This is a genomic window from Bradyrhizobium sp. USDA 4541, assembly GCF_024171085.1.
Lineage (GTDB): Bacteria > Pseudomonadota > Alphaproteobacteria > Rhizobiales > Xanthobacteraceae > Bradyrhizobium > Bradyrhizobium australafricanum.
Map to the genome: position 1 here is coordinate 8,111,325 of NZ_JALJZF010000001.1, position 15,157 is coordinate 8,126,481.

Here is a 15,157-nt window from a genome sequence, read left to right on the forward strand (position 1 = left end):
AGGAAGCGCGTCCCAAAACGCGACGCGTGGAACCGGTCTACAGCCACTTCTTCCACTTGAAGATCCAGTACGGCACGACAGCCGCGATCAGCATCAGTACCAGTGCATACGGATAGCCGTGCGCCCATTCGAGTTCCGGCATCACCTTGAAATTCATGCCGTAGATCGAGGCGATCAGCGTCGGCGGCATCAAGACCACCGCCATCACCGAGAACAGCTTGATGATGTTGTTCTGTTCCAGATTGACCACGCCGAGCATGGCGTCGAGCACGAAGGTGATCTTGTTGGAGAGATAGGAGGCGTGGTCGGTCAGTGAGGCCACGTCACGCTGCATGGTCTTGAGCTGCTCGCGCATGTCCTTGGACCATTTCACGCCCTCGACCACCGCGGAGAGAAAGGTGACGAGGCGGCCGATCGAGACCAGGCTTTCGCGAACCTTCGAGGTCAGGTCGCCCTTGCGGCCGATCGCGATCAGAATCTGCGAATATTGCTTGGCGTGGCCGTGGCGCTCGCTCTCCGGCTCGAAGATGTCGTGGGACACCTGGTCGATATCGGCCCCGCAGCGCTCCAGAATGTCGGCGCAACGGTCGATCACCGCGTCCAGCAGTTCCATCAGCACCTGCTCCCCGGTGATGCTGGGGGAACAGGCGCGCGCCAGCTTGTTCTCGACCAGCGCGAACGGCTTCGGCAGGTCGTAGCGCACCGTCACCAGCCGATGACCGGTGAGGATGAAGGTCACCGCCGTGGTGCGCGGCATGTCGGTGTCGGACTGGCACATCAGCGTCGCGGTCATGTAGCGCGCGCTGTTCTCGATATAGAGGCGGCTGGAGATCTCGATCTCCTGCATGTCTTCCCGGGTCGGCACCGCGATCCCCGCGAGCTTCTCGACCGCCCGGTCCTCCTCAACGGTCGGATTCACCAGATCGACCCAGACCGCTCCCTCGGGCAGCGCGCCGAGGTCGGTCGCCGTGGCCTTCTTGAGCGAAAACTCGGACGGAACGAACACCGACAGCATCACGAACTCCACGAAACAGGGCTGGCAGGACCCGCCGACTTAGCGCGATTCTGGGGGGCGCTTCATGACCGGGGTATTAACCGGGCATCCATACTTGTGGCGGCCAAGCGGCAGCGACGTGACGCCGACTCGTCGACCGTTGCCTGTTTGCACAAAAACCAACCCGGCACCAGAACAGTTGCGGCAAAAAAGCCACAGACAGCGTCCCGCGATGCGGGAAAGGCATCTAGACTCTGGGAATAATGGCACGTTTCGGCAATAATGCCGGTAATGGAATCGTGGCGTTTGGGGCGTAATAGTGGCGCTTTCGGGCGCGGATTTTCGATTGGAATGTAATCATGTCGTCGCTCAAAGTTACCCTCGGGATCCTGGCCGCGGGCCTGATGTTGTCGGGCTGCATGCAGGCCACAACCTATGAGGCAACCAACACCGCGAACTTCAAGCCGCGTGACAAGGAACTCCTGGCCAAGACCACCTACGTCAAGACGCCGGTCGCTGAACCGTTCCGCCGCGCCATCGTCGAGTACCACCGCAAGGAAGCCCCCGGCTCGATCGTGGTCGATTCCGACAACCATTACCTCTATTACGTGCTGAACGACGGCAAGGCGATCCGCTACGGCATCACCGTCGGCGAGGAAGCCATGGCCTGGTCCGGCATCGCCAAGGTCGGCAGCATGACCGAATGGCCGGCTTGGCACCCGACCCCCGGCGAAATCTCGCGCCTTGGCGTCCCGACCTTCGTGGCCCCGGGCCCCGACAATCCGATGGGCTCGCGCGCGATGTATCTCTATTCGGGCGGCAAGGACACGCTGTTCCGCATCCACGGCACCAACCAGCCGGAATATATCGGCGCATCGATCTCCTCGGGCTGCATCCGCATGACCAACGAGGACGTCATCGACCTCTACAACCGCGTCAAGCTCGGTACCATCGTCGTGGTGCTGGAGCCGAAGCACGGCGACTCGCCCTACAAGCCGCAGATGGCGCTGCAGGGCGGCGGCGGCACGACCTACTGATCCAATCGCAATCGCGATCAAAAGCGCCGGCTTTGCCGGCGCTTTTTTGTTGGCTGCGGTTTGGTCTCGGCGCTGCGGTCGGGCGCGGCCGCATCATCTGATTTTGTGGCGTCCGGCTTGCCGGTGCCAGACTTGCCGTGGTCAGCTTTGGATGTGTCCGCTTTCGGCGCGTCGGATTTGGCGGCGACCTCGCGCGGCGGTGCCTCTTCGGGGCGCTCGGCCGGCAACAGCGGCGCGACCTGCGGCAGCGGGTCGTCCACGTTCCACTGGCAGATCCGGTAATTGTTACGACGCTCGATCAGGTCGAGATGGATGTGATCCTCGTGGTACCAGTCCGAGCCCGGGCCGAGCACTGTGGAGAAGCGGGCGCAGACCGAATGCCGCACGGTCTCGCGCAAGGTCCGCGGCACGCTGCGGTCGGTCAGCGAGATCGACTTGCCGTTGGCGAGACCGAGCGCGCGGACGTCGAGCGCATTGGCGCGGCCATGCTCGGAGAGCTGCGCTCCGGCGACCCGATTGCGGCCGCGGCATTCGAACGAGTCGAAATTGTCGAGATTGCTGATCCCGCCCCCGAGGTTCTGCGCGAGCGGCGCGATATCGGAGCGGACCCAGTCGGCGACCGCAGCAGCCATCTTGCAGCGGAGGATCGCGGCGGGCTTGACCGCGACCTTGCGCTTGTCCGCCAGCACGATCGCCTCGAGCCGCACCAGATCCTCGCCGCCGCAGCCCCCGGCGCCGTGGATATCCGGAATGCTCGGGGCGATCGCGATCTCCTCGGTCAGTGCCTGCCGGCAGGCCGAAAGCTGCGGCGCGGCGGGCTCGGCCGGCTTGGCGGCATCAGCGGGCTTGGCCGTCTCGCTGGGCCTGGCCGCTTCGGCAGGTGCGGCCGGAGACTGCGTCCCGGCCGCGGGCGGCTCGGGCTCGTTCGCCGCCGGCGCGTGAGCTGCCGCCGGCGCCTCAGCCGGGCGTGGCTTCGGCAGCGGCACCGCTGAGCGGCGGGCTGCCTTGTGCGGCCTTTGCGGCCGGGTGCCGAACAGATCGTCCCACGGAAAGCTGGGCGCGCGGCGGGCGGCCTCGGCGGGGCCTGCTTGCATGCCAAGGCAAAGCAGCACGGCGGCGGCGGTAACCATTGCCGCGCCCCCGCGACGAAACGCGCCAACAGGCCATTTTCGGCTTGCTTTCTCCGCGCTAAAGTTCATGTCAGTTCCATGATTTTACTGCCGGCCGTCCAAGATGCCGGCGGATCATGTGTGAGGATCGAGGAGGGATTCGCGTATGCTTGGTTTGATGCAAGATTGGCCCTTGCTGTGTCACAAGATTATTGAGCACGCCGCCAAATATCACGGCACACAGGAAGTCGTGACGCGGTCGGTCGAAGGCCCGATTCATCGCACCACCTACGCCCAGATCCACACCCGCGCACTGAAGGTCTCGCAGAGCCTGGAACGTGACGGCATCAAGCTCGGCGACCGCGTCGCCACCATAGCCTGGAACACCTGGCGCCACCTCGAGGTCTGGTACGGCATCATGGGGATCGGCGCGATCTGCCATACGGTCAATCCGCGCCTGTTTCCGGAGCAGATCGCCTGGATCGTCAACCACGCCCAGGACCGCATCGTCATCACCGACCTCACCTTCGTTCCGGTGCTGGAGAAGATCGCAGGCCAGCTGCCGAGCGTCGAGCGCTACGTGGTGCTGACCGACAAGGCGCACATGCCGCAGACCACGCTGAAGAACGCGGTCGCCTATGAGGACTGGATCGCGGCATCCGACGGCAAGTTCGAGTGGAAGACCTTCGACGAGAACACCGCGGCGGCGATGTGCTACACCTCCGGCACGACGGGCGATCCCAAGGGTGTACTTTATTCGCACCGCTCCAACGTGTTGCACGCGCTGATGGCCAATTCGAAGGACGCGCTCGGCACCTCCGCGTCGGACACAATGCTTCCGGTGGTCCCCTTGTTCCATGCCAACAGCTGGGGCATCGCCTTCTCCGCGCCGTCGATGGGCACCAAGCTCGTGATGCCGGGCCCGAAGCTCGACGGCGCCTCGGTGTACGAGTTGCTGTCGACCGAGAAGGTCACGCACACCGCCGGCGTGCCGACGGTGTGGCTGATGCTGCTGCAATACATGGCCGCCAACAACGTCAAGCTGCCGGATCTGCAGATGGTGATCTGCGGCGGGTCGGCGATGCCACGCTCGATGATCCAGGCGTTCCTCGACATGGGCAGCCAGGTGCGCCACGCCTGGGGCATGACCGAGATGAGCCCGCTCGGCACGCTGGCGACGTTGAAGCCACCGTTTACCGAGCGCACCGGCGAGGAGCGGCTCGACATCCTGCAGACCCAGGGCTATCCGCCGTTCGGCGTCGAGATGAAGATCACCGACGATGCCGGCAAGGAGCTGCCGTGGGACGGCAAGACCTTCGGCCGTCTCAAGGTTTCGGGCCCGGCGATCGCCAAGGCCTATTTCCGGGTCGACAGCAACATCCTCGACGATGCCGGCTATTTCGACACCGGCGACGTCTCGACGATGGACGAGCACGGCTACATGCGGATCACCGACCGCTCCAAGGACGTGATCAAGTCCGGCGGCGAATGGATCTCCTCGATCGATCTCGAGAACCTCGCGGTCGGCCATCCGGCGGTCGCGGAAGCCGCCGTGATCGGTGTCCATCACCCCAAATGGGATGAGCGGCCGCTGCTGATCGTGCAACTCAAGCAGGGCCAGAGTGCCACGCGCGAGGACATCCTGAAGTTCATGGACGGCAAGATCGCCAAATGGTGGATGCCCGACGACGTCGCCTTCGTCGACGGCATTCCCCACACCGCGACCGGCAAGATCCTGAAGACGGCGCTGCGCGACCAATTCAAGGATTACACGTTCCCGACCGCCGCGGCGTGAAAACAAACGCTCGTCATGCCCGGGCTTGACCCGGGCATCCACGACTTCATCGTGCGGCAAGACATGGATGGCCGGGTCATAGGCGAGCGCAAGCGACGCCGTCCTTCGGACGGCTATGCGCGGCCATGACGATTCGGGGTAAAGCCCAAATCCCTTGAATTCGCCGCAGGTCCGTGGTCTCACACGACTGATCGCGGCGGCCGAGGTCGCCAGAGGACATCTCAACCGGCAGATTTTTCGACGATGGCGCGCAGGTTTTCCGCTCCCTACCAGCAGGAGCCCGTGTCCGGTCTCGCCACCTGGTCGCGCAACCTCGCCATCTTCTCCGTCGTCGCGGTGGTGGTCTCGATCCTGATCGTCCGCTTCGGGTTCCTGGAGGTCAAGCCGGCGCTGGCGACCTTCTTCGGCGCGCTGGGCCTGGCCGGCCTGTCGATCCTGCTCGGGCTGGCCGCCTTTGCCGCGATCTGGCAGAACGGCACCCGCGGCATGGGCCGGATCCTGCTCGCGCTGCTGATCGACGCGGCGATCCTCGCCTACCCGGCCTACCTCATCTATCAGTACCGCAAGCTGCCGCGGATTTACGACGTCACCACCGACGCGATCGACCCGCCGAAATTCGAGGCGCTGGCGCGGCTGCGCACCGGGGAAGGCACCAATCCTGCCGCCTATGCCGGCCTCTATTCGGCCGAGCGGCAGCGCGCGGCCTATCCCGATATCGAAACCGTCGAGCTCGAAACCCCGGTCGACCGCGCCTATGAGCTGACGCTGCGGCTGGTGAACCGCCGCAAATGGCTCGTCATCGACGCGCGCGCGCCGCAGCCGCCGCGCCGCATCGGCCGCATCGAGGCGGTAGCGCGGACGCCGATCATGGGTTTCCGCGAGGACGTCTCGATCCGGGTCACGCCTGACGACGAGGACTCCCGCGTCGATATCCGCTCGGCGTCGCGCTATTTCGACACCGATCTCGGCAGCAACGCCGCCCGCGTCAAGAAGCTGATCGAAGACCTCAACAGCGCGGCCGAGAACGACAATGCCAAGCCGGCGAAGAAGGCGGCTCCTGTCGCGCCAAAGGCGCCGCCGGCGAAGACGGTGAAGAAGTGACGCGGTAGCGTCATTCCGGGGCATCGCGCAGCGATGAACCCGGAATCTCGAGATTCCGGGTCTGGTGCTTGGCACCATCCCGGAATGACGAACTAGGCCAATCGGTACGTCCCGCCGATCACGGGATCGCCGTCCGTCGCCACGACGCCGCGTGCGACCAGGTCCTCCAGATGCGCCAGCACCGAATAGCCGGCGGCATTGGCGAGCCGCGGATCGAGCCCGATATAGATCGCCCGCACCATGGTTGGAATGTCGGCCTCGCCCTTGCCGAGACGATGCAGGATCGATGCCTCGCGCGCCCGGCGATGCCGCGCCAGGAAGCGGACGTAGCGCGGGCCCTCCGGAATCTCCGGGCCGTGGCCGGAGAAATACAGCTGCTCGGGCCGCTGTTCCAGCCGCTCCAGCGAGGCCATGTAATCGATCATCGAGCCGTCCGGCGGCGCCACGATCGAGGTCGACCAGCCCATCACATGGTCGCCGACGAAATTGATGCTGCGCTCGGCCCAGGCGAACGCCAGATGGTTGGCGGTGTGGCCGGGGGTCGCGACCGCCTCCAGCGCAAAGCCCGCGCCCTCGATGACGTCGCCGTGCTTGACCTGCACATCGGGCCGGAAATCGCGGTCGGCGCCGGATTCCGGATTGTGCTTTTCGCTCTCGAAGCGCGGCCGCGAGGCGCGGTGCGGTCCCTCGGCATAGACCGGCGCGCCGGTCGCGGCCTTGATCCGCGGCGTGTTCGGCGAATGGTCCCGATGGGTATGGGTGACCAGGATATGCGTCACGGTCTCGCCCTTGACCGCGTCGAGCAGCGCCTTGGCATGCGCCTCGTCGTCGGGACCGGGATCGATGATCGCGACCTTCCCCTCGCCGACGATGTAGCTGACCGTGCCCGTGAAGGTGAACGGGCTCGGATTGTTGCAGAGGACACGGCGAACGCCGGGGCGGACCTGTTCGACCACGCCGGGCTTCAGCGGAAAGTCGCGGTTGAACGGGATGTCGTCGTTGTCGGCCATGGGGATTTTCTCTGCATCGTCATTCCGGGATGGCCCGCAGGGCCAGACCCGGAATCTCGAAAGAAGGGAAAGGAACGCGGCACGAGATTCCGGGTTCGCGCCGTCCAAGTCGGCTGTTGCCGACTTAGACATTTAAGATCTGCCGAACTCGGGTAAACCTGAGTTCGGTTGGCGCGCCCCGGAATGACGAGCAAGCGCCCTTACGAGAACGCCTGGATGCCGGTGATTGCGCGGCCGAGGATCAGCGCATGGACGTCGTGCGTGCCCTCATAGGTGTTGACCGTCTCGAGGTTCGCGGCGTGACGCATCACGTGATACTCGATCTGGATGCCGTTGCCGCCGTGCATGTCGCGCGCCATGCGGGCGATGTCGAGCGACTTGCCGCAATTGTTGCGCTTGACGATCGAGATCATCTCAGGGGCCATCTTGCCCTCGTCCATCAGGCGGCCGACGCGCAACGAGGCCTGCAGGCCGAGCGCGATCTCAGTCTCCATGTCGGCGAGCTTCTTCTGCACCAGCTGGGTGGCGGCGAGCGGCCGGCCAAACTGCTTGCGGTCGAGCGTGTATTGCCGCGCGCGGTGCATGCAGTCCTCGGCAGCGCCCAATGCGCCCCAGGAGATGCCGTAGCGGGCGCGGTTGAGGCAGCCGAACGGGCCCTTGAGGCCGGAGACGTTGGGCAGCAGCGCGCTTTCCGGCACCACCACATTGTCGAGCACGATCTCGCCGGTGATCGAGGCGCGCAGCGACAGCTTGCCGCCGACCTTCGGCGCCGACAGGCCCTTCATGCCCTTCTCGAGAATGAAGCCGCGGATCTGGTTGTCGTGCGCAGCCGACTTGGCCCACACCACGAACACGTCGGCGATCGGCGCGTTCGAGATCCACATCTTGGCGCCGTTGAGCTTGTAGCCGTCGGCGACCTTCTCGGCGCGGGTCTTCATGCCGCCGGGATCGGAACCGGCATCCGGCTCGGTCAGGCCGAAGCAGCCGACCCATTCGCCGGTCGCGAGCTTGGGCAGATATTTCTTGCGCTGGTTTTCGTCGCCATAGGCGTAGATCGGATACATCACCAGCGACGACTGCACCGAGTTCATCGAGCGATAGCCGCTATCGACGCGCTCGATCTCGCGCGCCACGAGGCCATAGGCCACGTAGCTCGCATTGGCGCAGCCATATTCCTCGGGCAGCGTCACGCCGATCAGGCCGAGCTCGCCCATTTCGTTGAAGATCTCGCGGTCGGTTTTCTCTTCCAGATAGGCCTTGGTGACCCGCGGCAGCAGCTTGTCCTGCGCGTAGGCCCGCGCAGTGTCGCGGATCAGGCGCTCGTCTTCGGTAAGCTGGTCGTCGAGCAGGAACGGATCATCCCACTGGAAGCTGGCGGCAGCCGGCTTGTCCTTGGCCTGGGGGCGCACGCTCATGAAACATCCTTTCGCATCGTCTATCGGAAATTGGCGGATAAATTAAAGCGCTATGCTGCGAAGCGCAATTGAATTGGGACCTTCGTCATTCCGGGGCGATGCGTCAGCATCGAACCCGGAATCTCGAGCTTCCGGGTTCGCGCTATCGCGCGCCCCGGAATGACAGTCCTAGGTCTCCAGCTTCTCGTTCGACACGATCTCGATGCCGAAACCTGACAATCCCTTGTAGTCATGCACCGACGAAGTCAGGTGCCGGATCGAGGTGACGCCGAGATCACGCAGGATCTGTGCGCCGACGCCGACCTCGCGCCACTGCCTGTGGCGATCGGCCTCCGCCGTCTTCTGCTCGCCAACCGGCTCGACCGGAACACCGGCGGCACCATCGCGCAGATATACCAGCACGCCGCGGCCGGCATCCTTGAAATGTCGCAGCACGGCTTCCATTCGCGCCGGCCCGGTGAACAGGTCTTTCACGATGTTCGGCTTGTGCAGCCGCGTCAGCACGTCCCGGCCGTCGCCGATGCCGTTATAGACGAAGGCGGCATGCATGATCTCGTCGAACGGCGAGCGATAGGCGTAGCCCTGCAGCGGGCCGATCGGGCTTTCGGTGGTGAAGGTCGCGACCCGTTCGATCAGCTTCTCGCGCGCCTGGCGATAGGCGATCATGTCCGCGATCGTGACATGCTTGAGCTTGTGGGCGGCGGCGAATTTGGCGACCTGCTCGCCCTTCATCACGGTTCCATCGTCGTTCATCAGCTCGCTGATGACGCCTACCGGCGGCAAGCCGGAGAGCCGGCACAGATCGACCGCCGCCTCGGTGTGGCCGGAGCGCAGCAGCACGCCGCCGTCGCGCGCGATCAGCGGGAAGATGTGGCCGGGACGCGCGAAATCATTGGCGCCGGCATTGGGATTGGCGAGCGCGCGGCAGCAGGAGGCGCGTTCCTCGGCCGAGATGCCGGTGCCACCATCGGGCTTGTAGTCGATCGAGACCGTGAAGGCGGTGGTGTGGTTGGACTCGTTGTGCGCCACCATCGGGTCGAGCCGCAGCCGGCGGGCATCCTCGGTGGTGATCGGCGCGCAGACGATGCCGGAGGTGTGGCGGATGATGAAAGCCATCTTCTCCGCCGTACAGAACGACGCCGCGACGATCAGATCGCCCTCGCCTTCCCGGTCGTCATCGTCGGTGACGACAACGAGTTCACCCTTCGCAAAGGCTTGCAGCACTTCCTGGATCGTATCGGCCATTGTCTTGACATCTCGCTATATGCAGGCAGTGGATTAGCCGGGTTCCGATGTCAGCGCCAGTATCATTATGCAACCCGCCATGCATCCGGCAGGGATACCAGGAGGGGAGATTTCACCTCTCCCAAAGGGAGAGGTCGGATCGCATCGCTCGATGCGATCCGGGTGAGGGGTTCAGCCCTCTCGTGGGACTCGAGCCTCTCACCCGCTGCGCAAATCGACCTCTCCCCGATGGGGAGAGATGATGGACAGCCTTGAGACCGGCGTTACGGCAGCACCTCGCGCCGGTCGCTGAGCTGGGCGTCCAGTTCGGCGCGCTTGTCGTCGAGCAGACCGGCGTCGGCCGCCTCGATCACGGAATAGAGCTCGCCGGCGTCGCTGAGCCGGGTCACCGTCACGTAGTCGGCGCCGGCGCTGTAGAGGTCGTCGACGCCGGTCAACAGGTCCGCGGTGGCAACGATCCGCGCGGTCGGATTGAGGGCGCGGACGTGGCGCACCAGCTTCTCATTGTCGGCGCCGACCAAGAGGAAATCCGGCACGCTCAGGATGATGATCTCGGCCTTGCCGATGCCGGCATGAACCAGGGTGTCGACATTGCTGATGTCGCCATAGATCACATGCATGCCGCGGTCGGACAGCGTGCGGAACACCAGCGGGTTGAAATCGATGACGCTGATCTGCTCGAGCAGCGACTGGTTCTGCCGCTCGATCTGGCTGATCAGCGCGCTCGCCGCGCGGAAAAAGCCGAGGATGACGATGCGCCGGATCTCGCCATGTCCGCCCTCGTGCCCGGCCTCGCCGCGGCCCTGGCCTTCCTGATCGAGGTCGCGCAGCCCGATCCGCTTCAACGGACCGATCAGGCCGCGCACGATCTGGTCGCTGCGCCCCATCGCGAAGGTCGAGAGCACCGCCAGCACGACGAAGGCGAACGAGGCCGCACTCGCGGTTTCGGTTCCGATGTGGTTGGCGGCGACGCCGGTCTGGATCACGACCAGCGAGAACTCGGAGATCTGCGCCAGGTTGATCGCCGGCAGCAGGCTGGCACGCAGGCCCTGCTTCATCAGATAGAGCGGCGTGAACGTCGTGATCAGGCGGCTCGCCACCGTGAAGGCCGCGATGACGAGCGCAAGCCAGATCACCGAGAGGCCCGGAATCGGGATCGTCATGCCGAGCGCGACAAAGAACAGCGTGATGAAGAAATCCCGCAGCGTCGTGACCTTGGCGGTGACGTCGAGCGCATAGGGAAAGGTCGAGATCGAGACGCCGGCGACCAGCGAGCCCATCTCGCGCGACAGATGCAGCCGCTCGGCGATCTCGCCGATCAGGAAGCACCAGGCGAGCGCGCCGAGCAGCACGAGCTCGGGCCGCCGCGCGATCTGGTGGAACAGCCGCGGCAGCACGTAGCGGCTCAGCACCAGCGCGGTCGCGACCAGCACCGCGACGCGGGCAATCGACAACAGCACGACGCTGATCTGCAGATCGTCGAGGCTCGGCTGCACCGCCAGGAACAGGATCGCGAAGATGTCCTGCAGCACCAACACGCCGAGCGTGATGCGGCCCGGCAGCGTATCCAGCTCGCGCTTCTCGTAGAGCACCTTGACGATGATCACGGTCGACGACAACGAGCAGGCGACGCAGAGATAGATCGCGTCGAACTTGCCGCCGCCGACCGCAAGCCCGATAGCGGCAAAGAACGCCACGCCGATCAGGCAGCCGCCGATCAGCTCGCCGGCTCCCGCGAACAGGATGACCTTGCCGGCACGGATGATCTTCTTGAGGTCGATTTCCAGCCCGATCATGAACAGCATGAAGATCAGGCCGAGCTCGGAGATGACGCTGATCGATTCCTGGGACTTGACCCAGCCCATGCCGAATGGACCAATGAAAAAGCCGGCGATAAGGTAGGCCAGTATCAGCGGTTGCCGGGAGAAGTGGGCGAGCAGCCCAATCCCCCAGGCAAACAGGATACAGAGCGTGATATCGGGAATCAGTTCATGCATGCGTCAAAGACTTCCTGTTGCCGCAACCTAGAGGGCCGGGCGTGAGGATCAACCGAGCAATGTGTCACATCCGCGCAGGCGGCATTTTTCTCGCAGTTTTGCTCTGCCTGCTCACCGTGCGCATGTCAGAGGCGCTAGCACAATCCTCGGCAAGTATTGAACAAAATTTCGCGAACTCGTTGACGACGGTGCCATCGGAGGGCCTCACCGCCTCCGGTGCATTCTACGTGCCGGTGTATTCCAGCGTGTCGATGAGCCAGGGCAAGCTCAGGGCCGATTTTTCGGTGACGCTCAGCGTGCACAACGCCTCCGAGACGAAGCCGCTGGTGCTGAAGCGGATCGCCTATTTCGACACATCAGGCAAGATGGTGGAGAGCTACCTTAAATCGCCGGTCGCGCTAAAACCGTTTGCGACCGTCGAGGTCGCGATCGCCACGACCGATACCCGCGGCGGCACCGGCGCGAATTTCGTGGTCGATTGGGCGGCCGCCGGCGAGATCGCGGAACCGGCGGTCGAGGCCTTGATGGTCGGCAGTGTCGGCGCAGGGCATTACGCCTTCATCAGCCAGGGCCGGCCGATCCGGCCGGTCGGCAAGAACTAACCTCATGGAAGGCCGCTTGCCGCGGCCTTCTCAACGATAACAACACGGAGCGAAACGTCCATGTCCACCTCAGCCCAGTTCGACTTTACACCGCTACTCGCGGCCGGCCTGCCTGCCCCGGCCGCACGCTGGACCGGGCTCGCCAAATACAGCTTCGTCGGCGGCAACAACGATCCCGACCAGGTCCCGGTCGACGGGCTGCTGGAGGCGGTCAACGCCGTGTTGAAGCGCGAGGGCAGGAATCTGGCGACCTACAATCTCGCGCACGGGCCGCAGGGCTATCTGCCGCTGCGCCAGTTCCTGACCGAGAAGCTGAAGCGCGACGCCGGGATTGCCTGCACGCCGGACGAGATCATGATCGTCTCCGGCTCGCTGCAGGCGCTCGATCTTGTCAATCACACCTTGCTCGCCAAGGGCGATACCGTGCTGATCGAGCAGGAAACCTATCAGGGCTCACTGAACCGGCTGACACGGCTCGGCGTCAATGCGGTCGGCATTCCCCTCGATGGCGAGGGCATCAGGATCGATGCGCTGGCTGCGGCACTCGCCGATCACAAGCGGCGCGGCATCACGCCGAAATACATCTACACCATCCCGACAGTGCAGAACCCGACCGGCTCGATCCTTCCCGAGAGCCGCCGCGCCGGGATGCTGAAGCTGTCAAGGGAATACGGCGTGCCGATCTTCGAGGACGATTGCTATGCCGATTTGATCTGGAACGGCGAACGGCCGCCCGCGATCTATGCGATGAGCAAGCATGGCGGCGTGATCCATATCGGCTCGTTCTCCAAATCGATCGCGCCTGCGCTACGGGTCGGCTTCATCGTCGCGCCCTGGGGGATCATGTCGCGAATGCTGCCGCTGAAGACCGACGCCGGCTCCGGCGCACTGGAGCAGATGGTGCTCGCGGAATATTGCGCACCGCATTTTTCGACCCATGTGCCGCGCCTGACCAAGGGCCTGCGCGCCAAGCTCGATACGCTGATGGAGGCGTTGAACGAGCAGTTCGGCACCGCGGCCGAATTCGAGGCGCCCAAGGGCGGCATCTTCCTCTGGGTCAAGCTGCCCGACAATGTCGACACGCTGAAGCTCTATCAGGCGGCGCTTGCCGCCGGCGTCTCGATCAATCCGGGACCGGAATGGTCGACCAGCAAGGCCCATTCCGGCAGCCGGCTCCGCCTCTGCTTCGCCAGCCCCTCGCACGAGCAGATCCGCGAGGGCGTTGCCGCGCTGGCCGAGGTGTGCCGCAAGGAGTTCGGCGTGCCGGCGCGCAGCAGCAATGTGGAGAAGCGCGGCTAGATCATGATGACTTTGCGCTGAAGCGAGTTGCGGACTCCGATTCACCTCGCCCCTGCGGGGAGAGGTCGGAACGCATCGTCAGATGCGTTCCGGGTGAGGGGGAGCCTCCGCAACCTCAGCTATCACCGGATATGCGGAGGCAGCCCCTCACCCCAACCCTCTCCCCGTAAGAACGGGGCGAGGGAGCGCAGCGCGCTTGCGGTCGCCATTCGATCTGATCTCATCATGCTCTACCGATCTGCGCGCCTACCTCACCGAGAACGGCGCCTGATAGGGCCGGCCGAACGGCACGCCGTTGACCACGGTCTGCACCGGCTTCAGCAGCAGATTGCCGTCGCGCTTGTTGTTGCGGGTATCGACGAAGGAGACCGGGCCTTCGACGAGATCCATGATCGCGACGTCGCCGGGCGCGCCACGCTGCAGCGTGCCGACCTTCGGGGTCCGGTTGATGATCCGCGCCGGCACCGAGGTCGCCATCGCCACCACCTGATCCAGCGACGAGCCCATCGCCAGGAACTTGCTCATCACGTTCGGCAGGAACGGAATGCCGGGCGAGTTGCCCGAGAAGACGTGGATGTCGGAGGAGATCGTATCGGGCGCGCAGCCGGCGGGGATCGCGACTTCGGCCACCGTGAAATCGAAGCTGCCGCCGCCATGGCCGACGTCGAACAGCACGCCGCGCTGCTTGGCCGCGAGCGCCGCCGGCAACAGCTTGCCCTCCTGGACGATATTGGTGAAAGCGCCGGACATGTTCGGCGCGCCGGAATAGGCGTGGGTCAGGATATCGCCCGGCCGCAGCAGATCGAGGATGTCGGACATCAGCTCCCTGGTCTCGACGCCGCCGATATGTACCATCATCCGCGCCGGCCAGCCGCACATCTCGCAGGCCTGGATGCCGCGCTTCAGCGGCTCGAGGCCGTGCTTGAAGATGACGTTTTCCGACATCCGCACCTTGACCCCGATCAGGAAGTCGGGGTTCTCGGCCAGCGCCATCGCGCAGGCTTCGACCTGGGCGTTGTCGATGTTGTAGAGCTCGGCCACCGGGAATGCCGACAGGCCGTTGTTGGCGATGTGGACGAAGGCGTAGATCCGCGCCCGCGATTGCGCGACGATGAAGCGCCGCAGCGCCGCGAGGTTGTTGACGCCGGCGTCGCCCGCCGAGACCACCGTCGTGGTGCCCTGGAATTGCACCAGCTCGTCGGCGGGAATGCCGATCGCCGATCCGTACGGGTAGACGTGGCAGTGCAGATCGACCAGACCCGGCATCACGAGCTTGCCCGACGCGTCAATGGTCCTGGCGGCGCGAGCAGCCGGGATCTCGTCTTCGATCGCCTCGATGATGCCCCAGCGGATGCCGATGTCGCGCTTGCCGCGCAGCGACTGGCTGGGATCGATGACATCGCCGTTCTTGATCACGAGGTCGAACTTGTCGTCCGGCCCCATCGCCGCAGCGGCCGGCCTCGCGATGGCTGCGGCAGCGGCCGATCCCGTCACTTTCAAAAAATCCCGGCGTGAAAATTCGCTCATGGCAACGTCCCCCCGAACATTGATTT

General features: G+C 64.7%; 12 protein-coding genes. 5 read left to right on the forward strand and 7 right to left on the reverse strand.

Annotation, left to right across the window (positions count from 1 at the left end):
• Positions 1-37: 37 nt before the first annotated feature.
• Positions 38-1,015, reverse strand: coding sequence for a magnesium transporter CorA family protein (locus tag J2R80_RS38870; protein ID WP_168857199.1), 978 nt, complete (start codon positions 1,013-1,015; stop codon positions 38-40).
• A gap of 338 nt (positions 1,016-1,353) precedes the next feature.
• Here J2R80_RS38870 and J2R80_RS38875 point away from each other — a divergent pair, with 338 nt between their 5' ends.
• Positions 1,354-2,031, forward strand: a complete 678-nt coding sequence (locus tag J2R80_RS38875) for a L,D-transpeptidase (RefSeq protein WP_057015206.1) — start codon at positions 1,354-1,356, stop codon at positions 2,029-2,031.
• A 17-nt stretch (positions 2,032-2,048) separates the two neighbouring features.
• On the opposite strand, the gene J2R80_RS38880 is transcribed toward J2R80_RS38875, so the two are convergent.
• The gene (locus J2R80_RS38880; RefSeq protein ID WP_375162623.1) at positions 2,049-3,230 is read right to left on the reverse strand and encodes an extensin family protein; all 1,182 of its coding nucleotides are present in this window, start codon (positions 3,228-3,230) and stop codon (positions 2,049-2,051) included.
• 76 nt (positions 3,231-3,306) lie between these two features.
• On the opposite strand from J2R80_RS38880, the gene J2R80_RS38885 reads away from it, so the two are divergent.
• Positions 3,307-4,935 (forward strand): fatty-acid--CoA ligase, encoded by a 1,629-nt coding sequence (locus J2R80_RS38885; RefSeq protein WP_057015204.1) that lies wholly within the window; start codon positions 3,307-3,309, stop codon positions 4,933-4,935.
• 243 nt (positions 4,936-5,178) lie between these two features.
• Positions 5,179-6,036, forward strand: a complete 858-nt coding sequence (locus J2R80_RS38890; RefSeq protein WP_057015203.1) for a DUF1499 domain-containing protein — start codon at positions 5,179-5,181, stop codon at positions 6,034-6,036.
• A 92-nt stretch (positions 6,037-6,128) separates the two neighbouring features.
• On the opposite strand, the gene J2R80_RS38895 is transcribed toward J2R80_RS38890, so the two are convergent.
• The 4 genes from J2R80_RS38895 to J2R80_RS38910 form a co-directional block, all read right to left on the reverse strand.
• Positions 6,129-7,046, reverse strand: a complete 918-nt coding sequence (locus J2R80_RS38895) for an MBL fold metallo-hydrolase (RefSeq protein WP_057015202.1) — start codon at positions 7,044-7,046, stop codon at positions 6,129-6,131.
• A gap of 200 nt (positions 7,047-7,246) precedes the next feature.
• Complete coding sequence (locus J2R80_RS38900; RefSeq protein WP_028334515.1) at positions 7,247-8,461, reverse strand: acyl-CoA dehydrogenase; 1,215 nt, start codon at positions 8,459-8,461, stop codon at positions 7,247-7,249.
• Between the two features lie 168 nt (positions 8,462-8,629).
• Entirely contained in the window at positions 8,630-9,706 is a 1,077-nt protein-coding gene (gene ribB, locus J2R80_RS38905; protein WP_028334516.1) for a 3,4-dihydroxy-2-butanone-4-phosphate synthase, read from the reverse strand.
• A 263-nt stretch (positions 9,707-9,969) separates the two neighbouring features.
• On the reverse strand, positions 9,970-11,703 hold the full coding sequence (locus tag J2R80_RS38910; RefSeq protein ID WP_253640453.1) for a cation:proton antiporter: 1,734 nt from the start codon (positions 11,701-11,703) through the stop codon (positions 9,970-9,972).
• A 59-nt stretch (positions 11,704-11,762) separates the two neighbouring features.
• Between J2R80_RS38910 and J2R80_RS38915 the strand changes: the two genes are divergently transcribed.
• A complete protein-coding gene (locus J2R80_RS38915; protein ID WP_375162624.1) occupies positions 11,763-12,305 on the forward strand; it encodes a DUF3124 domain-containing protein in 543 nt (180 codons plus the stop codon).
• A gap of 60 nt (positions 12,306-12,365) precedes the next feature.
• Positions 12,366-13,604: a PLP-dependent aminotransferase family protein gene (locus J2R80_RS38920; protein ID WP_168857204.1), complete on the forward strand. Its 1,239-nt coding sequence runs from the start codon at positions 12,366-12,368 to the stop codon at positions 13,602-13,604.
• A 246-nt stretch (positions 13,605-13,850) separates the two neighbouring features.
• Here J2R80_RS38920 and J2R80_RS38925 read toward each other — a convergent pair whose 3' ends face one another.
• On the reverse strand, positions 13,851-15,131 hold the full coding sequence (locus tag J2R80_RS38925; protein WP_225645592.1) for an amidohydrolase family protein: 1,281 nt from the start codon (positions 15,129-15,131) through the stop codon (positions 13,851-13,853).
• Positions 15,132-15,157 lie beyond the last annotated feature (26 nt).